Source organism: Bauldia sp. (assembly GCF_020442045.1).
Lineage (GTDB): Bacteria > Pseudomonadota > Alphaproteobacteria > Rhizobiales > Kaistiaceae > Bauldia.
Window position 1 is genome coordinate 1 of the sequence record NZ_JAGRLA010000069.1, and the last position, 17,693, is coordinate 17,693.

Annotated in this window: 16 protein-coding genes; 11 read left to right on the top strand and 5 right to left on the bottom strand. The window is 66.6% G+C overall.

Annotated elements, in window-relative coordinates:
* Window positions 1-1,389: vWA domain-containing protein (locus KDJ86_RS07955; protein WP_291744584.1), on the bottom strand; the 1,389-nt coding region annotated here is incomplete at its 3' end.
* A gap of 203 nt (window positions 1,390-1,592) precedes the next feature.
* Here KDJ86_RS07955 and KDJ86_RS07960 point away from each other — a divergent pair.
* Window positions 1,593-2,360: an alpha/beta hydrolase gene (locus KDJ86_RS07960; protein ID WP_291744585.1), complete on the top strand. Its 768-nt coding sequence runs from the start codon at window positions 1,593-1,595 to the stop codon at window positions 2,358-2,360.
* A gap of 2 nt (window positions 2,361-2,362) precedes the next feature.
* On the opposite strand, the gene pyrG is transcribed toward KDJ86_RS07960, so the two are convergent.
* The 3 genes from pyrG to tpiA all read right to left on the bottom strand — a co-directional run bounded on the left by pyrG (window position 2,363) and on the right by tpiA (window position 5,372).
* Window positions 2,363-3,994 (bottom strand): CTP synthase, encoded by a 1,632-nt coding sequence (gene pyrG, locus KDJ86_RS07965; protein ID WP_291744586.1) that lies wholly within the window; start codon window positions 3,992-3,994, stop codon window positions 2,363-2,365.
* 119 nt (window positions 3,995-4,113) lie between these two features.
* The gene (gene secG / locus KDJ86_RS07970; protein WP_291744587.1) at window positions 4,114-4,554 is read right to left on the bottom strand and encodes a preprotein translocase subunit SecG; all 441 of its coding nucleotides are present in this window, start codon (window positions 4,552-4,554) and stop codon (window positions 4,114-4,116) included.
* 71 nt (window positions 4,555-4,625) lie between these two features.
* Window positions 4,626-5,372 carry a triose-phosphate isomerase gene (tpiA, locus tag KDJ86_RS07975; RefSeq protein ID WP_291744588.1) on the bottom strand — a complete coding sequence of 249 codons (747 nt, stop codon included), beginning with the start codon at window positions 5,370-5,372 and terminating at the stop codon, window positions 4,626-4,628.
* Between the two features lie 145 nt (window positions 5,373-5,517).
* On the opposite strand from tpiA, the gene KDJ86_RS07980 reads away from it, so the two are divergent.
* The 10 genes from KDJ86_RS07980 to lexA all read left to right on the top strand — a co-directional run bounded on the left by KDJ86_RS07980 (window position 5,518) and on the right by lexA (window position 15,731).
* On the top strand, window positions 5,518-6,531 hold the full coding sequence (locus tag KDJ86_RS07980) for a CBS domain-containing protein (protein ID WP_291744589.1): 1,014 nt from the start codon (window positions 5,518-5,520) through the stop codon (window positions 6,529-6,531).
* 134 nt (window positions 6,532-6,665) lie between these two features.
* Window positions 6,666-8,564: a peptidylprolyl isomerase gene (locus KDJ86_RS07985; RefSeq protein WP_291744590.1), complete on the top strand. Its 1,899-nt coding sequence runs from the start codon at window positions 6,666-6,668 to the stop codon at window positions 8,562-8,564.
* A gap of 22 nt (window positions 8,565-8,586) precedes the next feature.
* Entirely contained in the window at window positions 8,587-10,101 is a 1,515-nt protein-coding gene (gene trpE / locus KDJ86_RS07990) for an anthranilate synthase component I (RefSeq protein ID WP_291744591.1), read from the top strand.
* Window positions 10,102-10,224: 123 nt separating this feature from the next.
* Entirely contained in the window at window positions 10,225-10,836 is a 612-nt protein-coding gene (locus KDJ86_RS07995) for an anthranilate synthase component II (protein WP_291744592.1), read from the top strand.
* Window positions 10,837-10,846: 10 nt separating this feature from the next.
* The gene (trpD, locus tag KDJ86_RS08000) at window positions 10,847-11,860 is read left to right on the top strand and encodes an anthranilate phosphoribosyltransferase (protein WP_291744593.1); all 1,014 of its coding nucleotides are present in this window, start codon (window positions 10,847-10,849) and stop codon (window positions 11,858-11,860) included.
* Window positions 11,861-11,863: 3 nt separating this feature from the next.
* On the top strand, window positions 11,864-12,667 hold the full coding sequence (gene trpC, locus KDJ86_RS08005; RefSeq protein ID WP_291744594.1) for an indole-3-glycerol phosphate synthase TrpC: 804 nt from the start codon (window positions 11,864-11,866) through the stop codon (window positions 12,665-12,667).
* Window positions 12,668-12,672: 5 nt separating this feature from the next.
* A complete protein-coding gene (locus tag KDJ86_RS08010) occupies window positions 12,673-13,191 on the top strand; it encodes a GNAT family N-acetyltransferase (protein ID WP_291744595.1) in 519 nt (172 codons plus the stop codon).
* Window positions 13,188-13,676, top strand: coding sequence for a cyclic pyranopterin monophosphate synthase MoaC (moaC, locus tag KDJ86_RS08015; RefSeq protein WP_291744596.1), 489 nt, complete (start codon window positions 13,188-13,190; stop codon window positions 13,674-13,676). The genes KDJ86_RS08010 and moaC overlap by 4 nt, the downstream gene beginning before the upstream one ends.
* Window positions 13,673-14,881, top strand: a complete 1,209-nt coding sequence (locus tag KDJ86_RS08020) for a molybdopterin molybdotransferase MoeA (protein ID WP_291744597.1) — start codon at window positions 13,673-13,675, stop codon at window positions 14,879-14,881. The genes moaC and KDJ86_RS08020 overlap by 4 nt, the downstream gene beginning before the upstream one ends.
* Window positions 14,882-15,035: 154 nt before the next feature.
* A complete protein-coding gene (gene lexA, locus KDJ86_RS08025) occupies window positions 15,036-15,731 on the top strand; it encodes a transcriptional repressor LexA (RefSeq protein WP_291744598.1) in 696 nt (231 codons plus the stop codon).
* Here the strand turns inward: lexA and KDJ86_RS08030 are convergent.
* On the bottom strand, window positions 15,725-17,693 hold a 1,969-nt coding region (locus KDJ86_RS08030), incomplete at its 5' end, for a ComEC/Rec2 family competence protein (protein WP_291744599.1). The two genes, lexA and KDJ86_RS08030, sit on opposite strands and share 7 nt — an antisense overlap.

Here is a 17,693-nt window from a genome sequence, read left to right on the forward strand (position 1 = left end):
AACCGGCGTGATCTCGTAGAGCGCCGTCACCGAGGCCCCGGCGCCCACCTCGCCGGCATCGACCTGGTCGTTGTTGAAGTCCTCGCGGTTGAGCATGCGGGTCTCGGAGCCGATCAGCCGGTATTCGGCGACGCGGTCGGGATTGAACTCGACCTGGATCTTGACGTCGTCGGCGATCGGGAAGAGCGAGCCGGAGAAGTCGTCGCGGAAGAGCTTCTTCGCCTCCTGCAGCGTGTCGATATAGGCGGCGGTACCGTTGCCGGCCTGCGACAGGGTCTGCATCATCACGTCGTTGTAATTGCCGCGCCCGAAGCCGTAGACCGAGAGATAGACGCCGGTCTTGCGCTTCTCGGCGACGAAGTCCTCGAGCTTTTCCGGATCGGCGATGCCGACGTTGAAGTCGCCGTCGGTCATCAGGATGACGCGGGTGACCGAGTCCTTCTGATAGCTCTGCTCGGCCATCCTGTAGGCGAGCGCCAGGCCCTCGCCGCCGGCGGTCGAGCCGCCCGCCCGCATCGCGTCGACGGCGCAGCGGATCTTCAGCTTCCGGGTTCCGTCGGTCGGCTCCAGCACCGCGCCGGCCGCGCCGGCATAGACGGCGATCGAGACATGGTCCTCCGGCCGCAGCTCGTCGATCAGAACGTTCAGCGCCTTCTGGACGAGCGGCAGCTTGTCGGGGTCGTTCATCGAGCCGGAGACGTCCATCAGGAAGACGAGGTTGAGCGGCGGCCGGTCGTCGCTGGCGAGATCGTAGCCCTGGAGCCCGATATGGATGATCTCCTTGCCCTCGGCCCAGGGCGACGGCACCACCGTGGTGTGGATGGCGAAGGGCGTGTCGGGGTCGGTCGGCGGCGCATAGCCATAGTCGAAATAGTTGATCAGCTCCTCGACCCTGACCGCGTCGCGCGGTGGCAGCCTGCCATCCTTGAGGAAGCGGCGGACATTGGCATAGGAGGCGGTGTCGACGTCGATCGAGAAGGTCGAGACCGGCTCCTCGCCGACCTGCCTGATCGGGTTGGAGGTCGCGTCGGGGTAGCGCTCGGTGTCATAGGGCAGCTCGCCTGCCTGGTCGGCGGCAACCACGCCCCCGGCGATGATCGGCGCGGCGGGTGCCGGCGACGGCGGCGGCGCGGCTTCCATGCTGAGCGTCGGCGCCGCGCTGCGGAAGGTGCCGCCGGCTGCCTTCCGCCGGGGCGCGTAGGCGTCGTCCTCGGCCCTGTCGCGCGGGAAGCCGAGCTTGGCGCAGACATCGGCATTCGGCAGCCCGTCGACCACGTCGCGGGCGTCGCGGTCGGCGGCCGAGACCCGGGCCGCGGTGATCGCCGTGGCCGAGAGCAGGAGCGACATTGCGATGATGGAGCGGGTGCGAACGGGTGGCCGGCGTCTCATGGTGATATCCCTCCGACAACGCCCCCCGGCGCGGCGGCAAGCTCGCAATCGTTTCAGGCGGGAACGGGGCCGGAAGGTGATCGTCAAAAGGCAGGCGCCCGGTGTGTCGGTCCGGCCACAGGTGCGGGCGGGCGACCGTCTTTTCTCCGTTGAGACAGGTGCGGGACAGGTTTTGACGGGACAGCCGTGATACAGCGCGTCCCATGATCCGTTTCCTTGTTGCCCTCGCCTGTCTCATCGCCGCCCACGCCGCGCCCGCGAGCGCCTGGGAGCGTTTCGGTATCGTCCTCCTGCACGGCAAGACCGGCGGGCCCGGCCAGTTCACCCAGCTCGCCCGCGACCTCACCGAAATGGGCTATCTGGTTGAAACGCCGGAGCTTTGCTGGTCCGGGCGGCGGATCTACGACCGATCCTTCACCGGCTGTTTCGAGGATATCGATAATGCCGTCGCCATCCTCGAGAATGATGGCGCCGAGGGAATTATCGTTGCAGGTCATAGCCTTGGCGGCGTCGGCGCACTCGCCTATGCAGCCAACCGGGAGGGGATAAGTGGCGTCATCGCCCTGGCGCCGGCCGGCGATCCGGTCGCCTTCGGCAAGATCGGGGTGATCGCGAAAAGCCTCAAAAGGGCTCGCGCCGCGGTCGCTGCAGGTGACGGCGATATCATTGATACCTTTAACGATTTCGTCCTCGGCAAGGCCCTGCCGGTGAAGGCGACCGCCGCCGATTTCCTGACCTTCTTCGGGCCTGACAGCCCCGGCGTGATGACCACGACCCTCCCCGCCCTGAAGGCGCCGCTCCTCTGGGTCGCGGGAACGAAGGACTCAAGCCAGCGCAACGCCAGGAGCCTCTTCGCGATGGCGCCGAAAGACGATCAGAATCAATTCGTTACGGTCAACGCCGGCCATCTGGGCACGCCCTCAGCCGCCTTCGACGCCATTCTCGACTGGCTGGATTCGCTGGAAGATTAGCCTCAGACCAGCCGCGACTTCTCGACCGCGGCGGTGATGAATGATGCAAAGAGCGGATGCGGGTCGAAGGGCCGCGACTTCAGTTCCGGATGGTATTGCACGCCGATGAACCACGGGTGGTCCGTGTATTCGAGCGTTTCCGGCAAGACCCCGTCCGGAGAAAGTCCTGCGAAGCACAGGCCCTTCTCCTCGAAGCGGTCGCGGTAGTCGATGTTGATCTCGTAGCGGTGGCGATGGCGCTCCGAGATGTCTGTCGTGCCGTAGATGCCGGCGATCCTGCTGCCGGCCTTCAACTTGGCGGGATAGGCGCCAAGGCGCATCGTGCCGCCGAGATCGCTGTCGTCGCCGCGCTGCTCCAGCACGTTGCCGCGGACCCATTCGGTCATCAGGCCGACGATCGGCTCCGGCGTCGGGCCGAATTCGCTCGAGCTCGCATCCGGCAATCCGGCGACGTTGCGCGCCGCCTCGATCATCGCGAGCTGCATGCCGAAGCATATGCCGAGAAAGGGCAACTTGCGCTCCCGCGCGAAGCGGATCGCGGCGATCATTCCCTCGGAGCCGCGCTTGCCGAAGCCGCCTGGCACCAGGATGCCGTCGACATCCTCGAGCCGCTGGAGCATGGCGCCATCGACTTCGAGGGTCTCCGATTCGATCCAGTCGATATTGACCTTCACGGTGTTGGCGATGCCGCCATGGAGCAGCGCCTGGACCAGCGACTTATAGGCATCGTGCAGGCCGGTATACTTGCCGACGATGGCAATCGTCACCTCGCCCTCGTGATCGCGGAGCGCGCTGCCGATATCGTGCCAGCGGGCGAGTTCGGGCATCGGCGCCTCTTCGACGCCAAAGGCAGCCAGCACCTCATCGTCGAGGCCCTCGGAGTGGTAGGCGATCGGCACGTCGTAGATATTGGGGACGTCGAGCGCCTGGATGACCGCGCTCGGCCGCACGTTGCAGAAGAGCGAGAGTTTCCGCCTTTCCTCGCTTGGAATCGGCCTGTCGGCGCGAACCAGCAGGACGTCCGGCTGGATACCGATCTCACGGAGCTCCCTGACCGAATGCTGGGTCGGCTTGGTCTTCAGCTCGCCCGCCGAGGCGATATACGGCATCAGGGTCAGGTGGACGTAGACGGCGTGGCCGCGCGGCAGGTCGTTGCCGAGTTGCCGGATCGCCTCGAAGAACGGCAATCCCTCGATATCGCCCACCGTGCCGCCGATCTCGCAGAGCACGAAATCCTCGTCCTCGTTGCCGTCGAGGACGAACTGCTTGATGGCATCGGTGACGTGAGGGATCACCTGCACCGTGGCGCCGAGATAGTCGCCCCGTCGCTCCTTGGTGATGATCTCCTGGTAGATGCGCCCCGTCGTGATGTTGTCGCGCTGGGTCGCCGGCCGTCCGGTGAACCGCTCGTAATGGCCAAGGTCGAGGTCGGTCTCGGCGCCGTCGTCGGTGACGAAGACCTCGCCGTGCTGATAGGGGCTCATCGTCCCCGGGTCGACGTTGAGATAGGGGTCGAGTTTCCTCAGGCGGACCTTGTAGCCCCGCGCCTGCAGCAGCGCGCCCAGAGCCGCCGAAGCGATGCCCTTGCCAAGGGAAGAAACCACGCCGCCGGTGATGAAGACGTACCGCGCCATGGGCGTCTACCCTAATCGCTGACGATCTGATTCGCAGAGTCGAAAAAGACCGTTCACCCCAAAAAAAGACGGCCCCGCCGTGGATCGCCGGAGCCGCCGATGTGAAATTCGCGCCCTTGCTAGTCGGTCGGGACTTGCGGACCGGCGGGCTCGGTCGCGGGCGCGGTATCCTCGCCGGTCGGAACCGGCGTGATCGCCTGCAATTCGTCGAGAATACCCGGGCCGTTGGTGGCGTCGCCACCGCCGCTCGCGCCGTCTCCGCCGGCGGCATCGGCCGGGGTGTCGGCGCTGATCGGAGCCGGTTCGGACTGCACATTATCGAGGATCGAAGCAGGCCCGCCCTGGAAGCGCGACAGGATGGTCAGGGCAATCGAGGTAGCGAAAAAGGCGGCCGCCAAGATCGCGGTCGTCCGGGTCAACACGTTGGTCTGGCCGCGGGTCGACATGAAATTGCCGCCACCGCCGATGCCCAGGGCCCCCCCTTCCGAACGCTGGAGGAGAACCACTGCGATAAGCGCCAAAATCACCATCAGGTGAATGACGATGATAACGATATCCATCGATCAAGCTGTCCTTGAAGTCCGCGCCTTGTACACGAAGCCGCTTCGTCTTGCCAACTGGTCCGGATGCCTCATCCGGCGGCGGCTATGATACCCAGGAAATCGGCGGCTTTGAGGCTGGCACCGCCGACAAGCGCCCCATCGACATTGGCAAGCGGCAGTATCTCCCCGGCATTGCCCGGTTTGACCGAACCGCCGTAAAGCAACCGGATTCCAGCGGCCGCCTCGCCGAAACGCGCGACCAACTCGGTGCGTATATGGGCATGCGCCTCCCGGATGTCATCATTCGACGCCGTCAGGCCGGTTCCGATCGCCCAGACCGGCTCATAGGCGACGACCAGGTTCTCCGCGCTCGAACCGTCGGGCACGGAGCCTTCCAGTTGCGAGGAGAGGACCGCAAGGGTCTCGCCGGCGCGACGCTGGGCCTCCGTTTCGCCAATGCACAGGATGACCAGCAGGCCCGCCCGCCAGCCCGCTTCGGCCTTTGCCCGCACCAGGGCGTCATCCTCATCGTGGTCGGTGCGCCGCTCCGAATGGCCGACGACGACGAGCGTACCGCCGGCGTCGGCGATCATCTCGGCCGAGACGTCGCCGGTGTGGGCCCCGCCGGCCGCGGTGTGGCAATCCTGTCCGCCGATCATCAGCGCGGCACCTCGGGCACGCTCCGTGGCCGCTGCGATCAGGGTGGCGGGAGGGCAAATGCCGACATCACAGGCGACACCTCCAATCCCCGACCTGACGGCATCGATCTCGGCGAGGCTTGCCCTCGTCCCGTTCATCTTCCAATTACCCACCACGAACTGTCGCACGGTCGACATGTTGAATGACTTTCCCTCTGGGTTACATGGGATCAGTTGCGCCTGTCCCATGGGCGTCACGCCCTAGCAAATCGTTGCGATAAATCAAAGCGCCGTGGTCCCGCGGCGCCGAAACGGACAGGATTGGACCGGAGCAGACCCCGCCATGTTCGCCAAGGACCTTATGACGACCGATGTCGTTTCGGTTTCACCCGATACACCAGTCCGCGAGATTGCGCGCATTCTCGTCCAACACGGCGTCAGCGCCATGCCGGTCGTCGACGAGAAGGGTGTCCCGATCGGCATCGTCAGCGAAAGCGACCTTCTCCGTCCGGCGGAGCTGGACGAAGGCCGGGGCCATCGGGACTGGTGGCTGACAATTCTCGCCAAGGGCGAAGAATTGAGCGACGATTTCCTGGCAACGCTGCGCCAGCCGCGATCAATCGCGCGGGACATCATGACCTCTCCCGTCGTCACGGTGGCCGAGTCCACGGGCGCCGACGAGATCGCTCGCCTGATGCACACGCTCCATATAAAGCGGGTTCCCGTCATTCGCGCCGAGCGGATCGTAGGCATCGTCAGCCGCGGTGACATGCTGAAGGCCCTGAGTTCCAAACCGAAAGCACCACCATCGTCAAATCATCACGGCTTTGTCGAATGGATCGACGAACACTTCGAGAAAAGCCTGCGCCGCGATCACGGCCTGCCGACGTCGCCCGGTACGCCGACGGTTCCTCCGCCTGCTCCGGCAACGCAGGTGACCGCCGAACACTTTCGGGACCTGGTCAACGACTTTCACACGACCGAGATGATGAAGCGCCGGCACGAGCACGAAGTCGAAATGTCGCGACGTCGGGAAACCGTGCGCCAACTGGTCGATACGCATCTCACCGACAGGGAATGGCGCGAACTCGTTCACAAGGCACGCCGCGCGGCGCAAAACGGCGAAACCGAAATGCTGTTGTTGCGTTTCCCGGCTCAAATCTGCAGCGATGGCGGGCGGGCGATCAACGCCCCCGATCCTCATTGGCCCTCGACGCTGCGGGGCGAGCCGGCGGAGCTTTATCTCCGCTGGGAGCGCGATCTGAGGCCTGGCGGCTTCCACATCGTGGCCCGGGTGCTCGACTTTCCGGACGGGGTTCCGGGCGATATCGGCCTGTTCCTGGTCTGGAGCGGATAGGAAACCACGGCTCGAGGGCGGCGCCCCGGTCCATTTCCGCGGCTTGCGGCAGGAAATCCGGCTGCCTATTATCCGCGAAAATCCAACGGGGCGGCGCATGGAGATCGTGCGCCGCCAATTTGTAAGGAATTCCAATGCTTGATGCGCTTCGCAAAGGCGCCGGGGGATGGGTCGCACAGCTGTTCATCGCCCTCCTCGTGGTCAGTTTCGCCGTCTGGGGTGTCTCGGGCTTCTTCACCGGCTTCTACTCCGACACGGTAGCCACGGTCGGGAAGACGGATGTCTCGGCGCGGGATTTCGCGCGCGAATACGACCTGGCGAAGCGGCGGCTCGGCCAGCAGATCGGCCAGGCGGTGACCGACCAACAGGCCCAGTTGTTCGGCATTCCCGCCCAGGTTCTCGGCCGCCTCGTCACCGAGGCCGCGCTCAGCGACGAAGCCAATACCCTCGGGCTCGGGGTTTCCGGCGACATGCTGGCGAAGCAGATCAAGGACGATCCCTCCTTCCAGGGGCCGACCGGCGCCTTCGACCGCAACAGCTTCATCCAGGTGATCAACAATGCCGGGATGACGGAAGACCAGTTCGTGTCGCAACTCCAGAAGAGCTATGTCCGGCAGCAGCTCGCCTCGGCGCTTGTCGGCGAGGTCGAGGTTCCCGACTCCTACATGCGGGCCTATCACGACTATACGAACGAGGAGCGCGACATCGGCTACCTGGTTCTGACCCCGGAAATGGCCGGGACGATTCCCGACCCCACCGAGACCGAGCTGACCACCTTCTTCAACGAGCACAAGAGCGACTGGCGGGCGCCCGAGTTCCGGTCCGTCAACGTCGTCCGGATGATCCCGGCGGATATCGCCAACGTCGACGACATTTCCGACGACGAGGCGCGCAAGGTCTATGACAGCCAGCTCGAGTCGCGTTTCACCGCGCCGGAGAAGCGCCAGGTCGGGCAGATCGTCTTCAAGGATATGGCGGAGGCGACCGAGGCAGCGTCCGCCCTCGCCGACGGCAAGACCTTCGACGAGTTGGTTGCCGATCGCGGCTTGAAGCCGGGAGACGTCGACCTCGGGCTGATCACCCGCGACAAGATCCTCGACCCCAAGGTCGCCGAGGCGGCCTTCTCGCTCGATGCGAACAGCGTCAGCGGCATCGTCGAAGGGCAGTTCGGGCCGGTCATCGTGCGGGTCACGACGATCGAGCCGGCGGTTGTGCAGAGCTTCGACGAGGTGAAGGGCACCATCAAGAAGGAGCTGGCGGAAGCGCATGCCGCCCAGGAGATCGCCGATCAGTTTGACGTGATCGAGGACGCCCGCGCCGGCGGGGCGACGCTCTCGGAAGTCGCCGCCAACTACGGACTTGACCTGGTCAACTATTCCGCGATCGACGGCACCGGCAAGGATGGCGACGGCAACGAGATCAAGGACCTGCCCGGTGGACGGGCCCTGGTCTCGGAGGTCTTCCAATCCGATGTCGGCCTCGAGAACAACGCCATTCCGGTCGAGGGCGGCTACGTCTGGTTCGAGGTGACCGCGGTCAGCGCGGAACGCGATCGCGAGTTGCCGGAGGTCAGGGAGAAGGTCATCGCCGCCTTCAAGAAGGCCCAGGTCGACGAAAAGCTGACGAAGCTCGCCGCCGACTTGCGCGACCGCCTCGCCCAGGGCGATGCGATCGACACGGTCGCCGCGGATGCGGGTGTCGAGCCGCGGACCGCGGCGGCGGTCAAACGAACGACGGAGGCCAATGACAAACTGACGACCGCTGCGATCCAGCAGGCCTTCGGCGGGCCAAAGGGATATGCCGCCGTCGCCGAAGGGGCCGACGAGTCGAAAATCGTGCTGGTGGTCGAGGGAATCACCGTGCCGCCCTACTTCTCGGGCGCCCCCGACATGGCGGAGACCGAACAGCGGCTGTCGAACGACATCGCCAACGATTTCCTCCAGCAATATGTCGCCCAGCTCCAGCAGAAGCTCGGGATCGCGGTCAATCAGGTGACCCTGCAGCAGCTGATCGGCGGAGCCGGATCCGGCTGATCGAGCGCCGGACGGACAAGCGATGCTGGTCGAACCCGCAGAACCCGATTTCGCGCGCACCCACGCGGCCGGCAGGCCACAGGTCTGCTGGACGCGGCTGGTGGCGGATCTCGAGACGCCGGTATCGGCGATGCTCAAGCTTTCGGCGGGTCGCAAGAACTGCTTCCTGCTGGAGTCGGTCGAGGGGGGCGCGGTCCGTGGCCGCTATTCGATCATCGGGATCGAGCCTGACCTGATCTTCCGCGCCTCGGGCGACAAGGCGGAGATCAACCGCAACCCGCGCGGCGCTCCCGATGACTTCCGCGCCGCGGCGGAACCGCCACTCGAGGCGCTCCGGGGGCTGATCGCGGAATCCCGGATCGACCTGCCCGACAGCCTGCCGCCGATGGCGGCCGGCATCTACGGCTATCTTGGCTATGACATGGTGCGGCAGATGGAGGAGCTGCCGCCGCCCAACCCCGATCCCCTCGGATTTCCGGACGCGACCCTGCTCAGACCGACCGTCATCGTCGTCTTCGATTCCGTCCGCGACGAAATCACGGTGGTGACCCCGGTCCGCCCGGCGCCAGGCGCCGGCGCTGCGTCCGACTACGGCCGCGCCGTGGATCGCCTCACCGAGGTCGTCGAGGCCCTCGACATGCCGCTCGACAAGTCCTTCGAGGCGGTCGACGTCGATTTCGACATGCCGGTCGAGTCGAATACGCCGCGCGAGCGCTATCTCGAGATGGTGGCCCGCGCCAAGGACTATATCGCCGCCGGAGACATCTTCCAGGTGGTCCTGTCGCAGCGCTTCGAGGCGCCCTTCTCGCTGCCGCCCTTCGCGCTCTACCGGGCGCTCCGCCGGGTGAACCCCTCGCCCTACCTCTATTATCTCGATTTCGGCGCCTTCGCGGTGGCCGGGTCCAGTCCCGAAATCCTGGTCCGGGTCCGCGATGGCGAAGTGACCATTCGCCCGATCGCCGGGACGCGGCCGCGCGGCGGCAACCCGGAAGAGGACAAGGCGCTGGAGAGGGAGCTGCTCGCCGACCCGAAGGAGCGGGCCGAGCACCTCATGCTCCTCGACCTCGGCCGCAACGACGTCGGTCGGGTCGCGGAAATCGGCACGGTCGAGGTTACCGACCAGTTCTTCCCCGAATATTACAGCCACGTGATGCATATCGTGTCGAACGTGGTCGGCCGCCTCTCGCCCGACCATGACGCGCTCTCCGCGCTTGCCGCCGGCTTTCCGGCGGGCACCGTCTCAGGCGCGCCGAAGGTCCGGGCGATGGAGATCATCGACGAACTGGAGCTCGAGAAACGCGGCATCTATGCCGGCTGCGTCGGCTATTTCACCGCCAATGGCGACATGGATTCCTGCATCATCCTGCGCACCTCGATCATCAAGGACGGCAAGATGTACGTCCAGGCCGGCGCCGGGATCGTGGCGGATTCCGTGCCGGAGAGCGAGCACAACGAATGCGTCGCCAAATCGCGCGCCCTTTTCCGGGCGGCCGAGGAGGCGGTAAGGTTCGCTTCCGGGGTCGGCAGAGGGCAGTAAGCCAGGACGTTGGCCGCCAGACCGGCGGGCAGGATGGCGCCCGCCGAAATGGTCGAAGGGCGACGCACCGCTTGCGCCCTTAGGACAACCTGTCCTATCCCTCAGCAAGATAGGACACAGGTCATGACCATTCTCGTCATCGATAACTACGACAGCTTCACCTACAACCTCGTGCATTTCCTCGGGGAGCTCGGGGCCAAGCTCGCCGTGCGCCGCAACGACAAGATCGCCATCGACGACGTGGTGGCGATGGACCCGGAAGCGATCGTCATCTCACCCGGCCCGTGCACGCCGAGCGAGGCGGGCATCTGCGTGCCGCTGATCGAGCGGGTCGGCGCCGGAATCCCGATCCTCGGCGTCTGCCTCGGCCACCAGTCGATCGGCCAGGCCTATGGCGGCCAGGTGGTCCGGGCGCCGAGCCTCATGCACGGCAAGCTGAGCACGATCCATCACACCGGCAGGTCGGTCTTTCGCGGGATCAACGGCGATTTCCAGGCAACGCGCTACCACTCGCTGACCGTCGCGCCGGAGAGCCTGCCGGACGACCTCGAGGTCACCGCAACCGCCGACGACGGCGTGATCATGGGCGCCATGCACAAGAGCCATCCGGTCCATGGCGTCCAGTTCCACCCGGAATCGATCGCCTCCGAACACGGGCATCGCATTCTCAAGACCTTTCTCGATATCGCGGCCGCCTGGAACGCAAAGCACCGCGTCGAACGATCGGTTGCCTGAGGGGGAAGACATGGCGGACTTGAAGGCGACGATCGGCAAGATCGCGGGTGGCGAGACGCTGAGCCAGGACGAGGCGCGCGAAGCCTTCGACGTCATCATGTCGGGCGACGCCAGCCCGACGCATATCGCCGCCTTCCTGACCGGGTTGCGGATTCGCGGGGAGACGGTGGACGAGATCGCCGGTGCCGTCGCGACGATGCGGGCGAAGATGGCACCGGTCGACGCGCCCGCGGATGCGATCGACGTTGTCGGCACCGGCGGCGACGCCTCGGGCAGCTACAACATTTCCACCGCAGCGGCTTTCGTCGTGGCGGGCGCGGGCGTCCCGGTCGCGAAGCATGGCAACCGGGCGCTCACCTCCAAATCCGGTGCCGCCGATACGCTTGCCGCGCTTGGCGTCGATATCGAGCTGACGCCCGACCGGATCGGACGATGCATCAGGGAAGCCGGGATCGGCTTCATGTTCGCGCCGGCCCATCACGCGGCGATGAAGCATGTCGGCCCGGTCCGCGCCGAGCTCGGCTTCCGGACGATCTTCAACCTGATCGGCCCCTTGTCCAACCCGGCCAGCGTCAAACGCTACCTGCTCGGCGTCTATTCGCCCGACTGGGTCGAGCCGCTGGCGGATGTGCTGGGAAGCCTCGGGGCTGAGCGGGCCTGGGTCGTCCACGGCGCCGGGGGCCTCGATGAGATTTCTCCCGCCGGAGAGACGAAAGTCGCGTCGCTCGAGAATGGCACGGTGACCATCTTCACCATCCGCCCCGAGGATGCAGGCCTCTCCCCTTCGCCGGCGGAAGCGATCAAGGGCGGGGACGCCGCGCATAATGCCGAAGCCCTGCGTGCATTGCTCGATGGCGCCCGGGGTGCATATAGGGATACGGTGCTGCTCAATGCCGGCGCGGCGCTCATCGTCGCGGGACTGGCGACGGATATCGCGGAAGGAGCGGCGTTTGCCGCGGAGACCATCGATTCCGGCAAGGCGAAACAGCGACTGGACGACCTCGTCGCGATATCGAATGGATAGGCCATGGCGGATATCCTGAAGACAATAGAGGTGAGCAAGAGAGCCGAGATCGAGGCCGCCAAGGCATCCGTCCCGCCTGCGGAGATGGAGAAACGGGCGCTTGCCGCGCCGGCGCCGCGGCGCTTCGTCCGGGCGCTGCGGCGGACGATCGATCAGGGCCGCCCGGCACTGATCGCCGAGATCAAGAAGGCGAGCCCCTCCAAGGGGCTGATCCGCCCCGATTTCGATCCACCCGCTCTTGCGCAGGCCTACGAGGCAGGCGGCGCCACCTGCCTTTCCGTGCTGACCGACGCGCCTTTCTTCCAGGGGGCGCCGGAGTATCTGGTCGCCGCGCGCGACAGCGTCGCCCTTCCGGTCCTGCGCAAGGACTTCATGTACGAGCCCTATCAGGTCCACGAAGCCCGCGCGATGGGGGCCGATTGCATCCTCATCATCATGGCCGCGGTGAGCGACGCCGAGGCCGAGGCGCTGGAGCGGACCGCGGCGGGACTCGGCATGGACGTCCTGGTCGAGGTCCATGACGAGGCCGAGCTCGAACGGGCCCTCGCCCTCGCCTCGCCGCTCCTCGGCATCAACAACCGCGACCTCAAGACCTTCGAGACGTCGCTGACGGTGAGCGAGCGCCTCGCGCCGAGGGTGCCGGACGACCGCTTGCCGGTCGGTGAGAGCGGAATTTTCACGCCCGGCGACATCGAGCGATTGTCTCGGGCCGGCATCGGAGCCTTCCTGGTCGGCGAAAGCCTGATGCGGCAGGAGGATGTCGCCGCAGCGACCGCGGCCCTGCTGCGCCCCGCCCTCGCAGCGTGATGGCCATGGATTTCAACATCCGCCCGGCGAATTTCGACGAATACGATCTCCTCGCCGACGTCGAACGGAGCGCGGCGCAGCGCTTCCTCCAGGTCGGCCTCGCCGACATAGCCGAGGCCGAACCGACGGATGCCGAATTCATCGGTACGGTCGCCGCCTTCGGCGGTGCTTTCGTCGCCGCCCGCCAGGAAGACGATGCGCCAGTGGGCTTCATCCTCGTCGGTATCCTCGACCGGGCCGCGCATATCTACGAGTTGTCGGTCGCCGAGGACTATGGCCGCCAGGGGATCGGCCGCCTGCTGATCGAGGAGGCCTCCCGCTATGCCGGGGCTGAGGGTGTGACCGCCCTCACCCTGTCGACCTTCCGCGATGTGCCGTGGAACGGTCCCTTCTACGAACAGCTCGGCTTCCGCTACCTCTCCCGCGCCGAGTGGACGCCGGCGCTCCATATCCTGCACAAGCTCGAGAAGCTGAACCGGCTCCCTGTCAAGCGGCGCGCCTTCATGCGATGGGACGGCGAATGAGCGGGGAGACGCTGAGCCATCTCGATGCGACCGGCGCGGCGAATATGGTCGACGTGTCGGCCAAGCCGGTAACGGAGCGGGTCGCCGTCGCCGAAGGCGCGGTCAGGATGAGCCGGGAAACGCTCGACCTCGTCCGGTCGGGCAATGCCAGGAAGGGCGACGTGATCGGCACGGCGCGGATCGCCGGGATCATGGCGGCCAAGAAGACCCACGACCTCATTCCGCTGTGCCATCCGATCGGCCTCTCGAAGGTCACGCTCGACATCGATCCCGACGATGCCCTGCCGGGCTTCCGGGTCCGCGCCACCACCAAGGTCGCCGAACGGACCGGCGTCGAGATGGAGGCCCTGACGGCGGTCTCTGTTGCCTGCCTGACGATCTACGACATGGCGAAGGCGGTCGACCGGGCGATGGTCATCACCGACGTGCGCCTCGTCGAGAAGAGCGGCGGGCAATCGGGCGACTGGCGGGCGGCGGAAGCATGAGCCTGCTGCCGGTCGAGGATGCGATCGCGCGGATCGTCGGCGACGTGTCGGCGCCCCTCGGCTCTGAGGAGGTCGCGCTTGGCGAGGCGGCGGGCCGGACGCTTGCGCGGGATCTCGCGGCAAGGCGATCCCAGCCGCCCTTCGCCGCCTCGGCGATGGACGGCTATGCCGTCCGCGCCGTCGATGTGGCGCGCGGCCTTCGCCTCAAGGTGATCGGGGTCGCGGCGGCGGGGCATAGCTTCGCCGGCAAGGTTTCGGAGGGCGAGACCGTCCGGATCTTCACCGGCGCGCCCGTTCCGGAAGGCGCCGACACCGTTCTCATCCAGGAAGACGCGGAGGTCGTCGGCGAAGCGACGATCATGGCGCAGAAGCCGGTCGCGTCCGGCCGCCATATCCGCCGGGCGGGGCTCGACTTCGAGCTTGGCACGACGCTTCTTGCCGCCGGCACCTTGCTCGGCCCGCGCGAGGTATCCCTCATCGCCTCGATGGGCCATGCCGCCGTCCCGGTGCGCCGGCGCCCCCGGGTCGCGATCATCGCGACCGGCGACGAACTGGTGCCGCCGGGAACGATGCCCGGCCCCGACCAGATCATCGCGTCGAATGCCGTCGCGATCGCGGCCCTGGCACGCGACGCCGGCGGCGAGCCGTTCGACCTCGGCATCGTCGGCGATACCGAAGACGCGATTGCCGACGCGGTCGCCAGGGCATCCCGGCTCCCGGCGGATGTCCTGGTCACGATCGGCGGCGCCTCGGTCGGCGATCACGACCTCGTCCGGGATGTCCTCCAGGCGAACGGCATGGCGCTCGACTTCTGGCGCATTGCCATGCGGCCGGGCAAGCCGCTGATGTTCGGTCGTCTGGGAGACCAGAAGGTGCTGGGCCTGCCCGGCAATCCGGTATCGTCCTTCGTGTGCGGTTTGCTCTTCCTCCGCCCGTTGGTCGCGGCTCTTCTGGGCCGCCGGTATGCGGACCCGACGGAGGCCGCCGTCCTTGCGGCCGACGTCGCCGGGAATGACAGCCGGCAGGACTACGTCCGCGCCACCTATCGCGCGCATGAGGCCGGCGTGCCGTCGGTCATTCCGCTTCCGGTCCAGGACAGCGCGATGGTCTCGGTGCTCACCGAGGCCAACTGCCTTCTCATCCGCCCGCCGCATGCGGACGCGGCACGGGCCGGCGCCCCCTGCCGGATCATCCGCCTGCGCTGACATTTCGCGTCGTCGACAAGAAATCAGGCACGCCCCGCGTCCGGAATTGTCCCTTAACTGAATATTCAGTCTTGCGGAACACATATAGAACAAGGTAGTTTGTTCGTGCTTTGTACCTGACTCGGCCCATCGGCAAGGTTCCCGGACGATCCAAATGCTTACGCGCAAACAGCACGAACTCCTGATGTTCATCCACGAACGGCTGAAGGAATCGGGCATTCCGCCGTCCTTCGACGAAATGAAGGACGCCCTCGACCTGAGATCCAAGTCGGGGATCCATCGGCTGATCAGGGCACTGGAAGAGCGCGGCTTCATTCGACGCCTGCCGAACCGGGCGCGGGCCATCGAGGTTGTGCGGATGCCGGAATCGGCGACCCCGCCGGCGCAGCGGTCTCGCGGCTTCTCGCCGAGCGTCATCGAAGGCAGCCTCGGCCGGGTCAAGCCGGTGAGCCACGATTCGGCTGCAGAGCCGGTGACGATCCCGGTGATGGGACGTATCGCCGCCGGCGTGCCGATCGAGGCGATCCAGACCCACAGCCATTCGATCGGCGTGCCGCCGGACATGCTGTCTCCCGGCGAGCATTTCGCACTCGACGTGCGCGGCGATTCGATGATCGAGGCCGGTATCCTGGACGGTGATACGGTCCTGATCCGCAAGTCCGACACGGCCGATACCGGAGACATCGTCGTCGCGCTGGTTGACGAGGAGGAGGCAACGTTGAAGCGGCTGCGGCGGAAAGGCGCCTCGATCGCCCTCGAGGCCGCGAACCCCGCCTATGAGACGCGGATTTTCGGGCCGGACCGGGTGCGGATCCAGGGCAAGCTTGTCGGACTGCTGCGGCGTTACTGACGCGTCGGCGGCATGAATGCCCTGCGGTTGGGCGGATAGGCGGCCTCGACACGAAAGCCGCTCTCCTCTCCCTTTTGCGGGAGCCGGTAGAGCGCGTGTGCGCCACCGGTCCGGAGGTCGGGACGATCGATCACCGTCGCGGCCTCGTCGCAGAAATCCGGCGCGGTGAACCGGCTTATGACCAGATCCGCCATGCGGCAGTCGTCGGCAAACGCCTCCGGCTTCAGGCCCACCGCCACCGTGGTTCCATCGTGAAGCGTGGCGACGCAACCGATCGGGTCGCACCGTGTGCCGTCTTCGAGGGTGCTTGACACCGGACGCGTGTCGGCATCGGCCCTCAGCCATGTTTCGACGGCGAAGCGGTTCGCCTTGAGACCGACGATCCGGTAGAGCCCGTCCTCGCCTCGGATGGCGACAGTCGTCCCGCTTTCCGCGATCAGGATGTCGGGACGGGGCGCGAGCGCCGCTGCCGGGATAGCGGCAACCAACGGCAACAGGCCGAGGAAGCGCCAGCGTTCGCGCCAGATCGACAGCCACAGGAAGCCGGAAACCACCAGCAGCAACGCGCCGGCCGGCGCCATCGGTACGCCTCCCCAGTCGTGCGACCATGCGGCCGTCGTCCGTGCGACTACGAGAATCCAGTCAAGGCCCCACCCCATCACGGTGAGGGGCAGCGCCTCGAGGCCGAACGGCATCAGCAACACCGAGAAGAAAGCCATCGGCATCACGACCACGCCGACCACCGGCATCGCGAGAAGGTTGGCGACGAGGGTGAGCGGGGCCGCCCGCTGGAAGTGGTAGATGGCGAATGGCGTCGTTGCGAGGCCGGCGACCAGCGATGTCAGGAGGAGGCTCCGGGCCGACAGGTAAAGCCGCGTCGCCACGCCCCTTTCCACGAGCTCGGGAATTGCCAGCCGCTTGGCCGCCAATTCGCGGATCGCCTCGTAGCCGGCGACCAGAGCCAGGGTGGCCGCGAAGGACATCTGGAAGCTTGCCGTGAGAAGGCTCTCCGGCTCGACAAGGAGGACGATCATCGCGGCGAGCGCGACGTTTCGGAGCGTGATCGCCCGGCGATCGATCATCACCGCGACGAGCATGACCGCCAGCATGACGAAGGCGCGCTCGGTCGACACGCCGGCACCCGAGATGGCCAGGTAGATCGCGGCGATCCCGAGCGCCCCGGCGGCCGCCCATTTCCGGATCGGCCGCGTGGTGGCGAGCGTCGGCGACAGCGCCAGCAGCGCGCGGATCAGCCAGAAGGCGGAGCCGGCGACCAGGGCCATGTGGAGCCCGGAGATGGCGAGGATGTGCCCGAGGCCGGAATCGCGCATCGCGTCCTGGGCCGCCTCGGATATGCCCCGCCGGTCCCCCATGACCAGCGCGGCGGCGATCTGTCCCCGGTCGCCGGGGAGTGCCGCGATGATGCGTTCGCGAATGGTCTGGCGAAGATGCGCGACCGGCATCGCCAGCCGGATACCAAGGGGCGGTGGCCCGATGTCGGCCGGTTTCGCGGCGCCGTAGGCGAAGCCGACCGCGCCGATGCGATCGTAATAGTCGGCTCGGGCGAAATCGTAGCCGCCCGGAATCGTCGGCCCGCTTGGCGGCCTGAGGCGGGCGAGCACGGCGATCGCATCGCCGACGGCGATCGTGTCGGCCTTGCTGCGGATGGTTATCCGGACCTCGCGGGGCATTCTGCCGGCGCGCAGCTTCTCCATCTGATGGACGCGGAGCACGATCCTGGCGCCGCCCCGCGACGCTGCCTCGCGTGCCGCCACCCAGCCATCCAGGTTGGTGGTCATCTCGCGCTCGAGGATCGGCGCGGCGACCAGATCGGTTCGGGCCTTCATGACGCCGGCGCCGAGCGTCACGACCGTCAATGCGACGAGGACCCGGAAAAGGCCGAGGCGTGTCCGGGCGGTCCAGCTCGCAACGCCGAGAAGAAGCGAGACGACCGCCAAGGCC

Excerpts from the sequence above, each read along its gene's own strand:
- trpD (WP_291744593.1), top strand. The coding sequence starts at position 10,847 with ATGGCGGACTTGAAGGCGACGATCGGCAAGATCGCGGGTGGCGAGACG.
- KDJ86_RS07960 (WP_291744585.1), top strand. The coding sequence starts at position 1,593 with ATGATCCGTTTCCTTGTTGCCCTCGCCTGTCTCATCGCCGCCCACGCC.
- KDJ86_RS08010 (WP_291744595.1), top strand. The coding sequence starts at position 12,673 with ATGGATTTCAACATCCGCCCGGCGAATTTCGACGAATACGATCTCCTC.
- KDJ86_RS07980 (WP_291744589.1), top strand. The coding sequence starts at position 5,518 with ATGTTCGCCAAGGACCTTATGACGACCGATGTCGTTTCGGTTTCACCC.
- KDJ86_RS07985 (WP_291744590.1), top strand. The coding sequence starts at position 6,666 with ATGCTTGATGCGCTTCGCAAAGGCGCCGGGGGATGGGTCGCACAGCTG.
- trpE (WP_291744591.1), top strand. The coding sequence starts at position 8,587 with ATGCTGGTCGAACCCGCAGAACCCGATTTCGCGCGCACCCACGCGGCC.
- tpiA (WP_291744588.1), bottom strand. The coding sequence starts at position 5,372 with ATGTCGACCGTGCGACAGTTCGTGGTGGGTAATTGGAAGATGAACGGG.
- pyrG (WP_291744586.1), bottom strand. The coding sequence starts at position 3,994 with ATGGCGCGGTACGTCTTCATCACCGGCGGCGTGGTTTCTTCCCTTGGC.
- lexA (WP_291744598.1), top strand. The coding sequence starts at position 15,036 with ATGCTTACGCGCAAACAGCACGAACTCCTGATGTTCATCCACGAACGG.
- moaC (WP_291744596.1), top strand. The coding sequence starts at position 13,188 with ATGAGCGGGGAGACGCTGAGCCATCTCGATGCGACCGGCGCGGCGAAT.
- secG (WP_291744587.1), bottom strand. The coding sequence starts at position 4,554 with ATGGATATCGTTATCATCGTCATTCACCTGATGGTGATTTTGGCGCTT.
- KDJ86_RS08020 (WP_291744597.1), top strand. The coding sequence starts at position 13,673 with ATGAGCCTGCTGCCGGTCGAGGATGCGATCGCGCGGATCGTCGGCGAC.
- trpC (WP_291744594.1), top strand. The coding sequence starts at position 11,864 with ATGGCGGATATCCTGAAGACAATAGAGGTGAGCAAGAGAGCCGAGATC.
- KDJ86_RS07995 (WP_291744592.1), top strand. The coding sequence starts at position 10,225 with ATGACCATTCTCGTCATCGATAACTACGACAGCTTCACCTACAACCTC.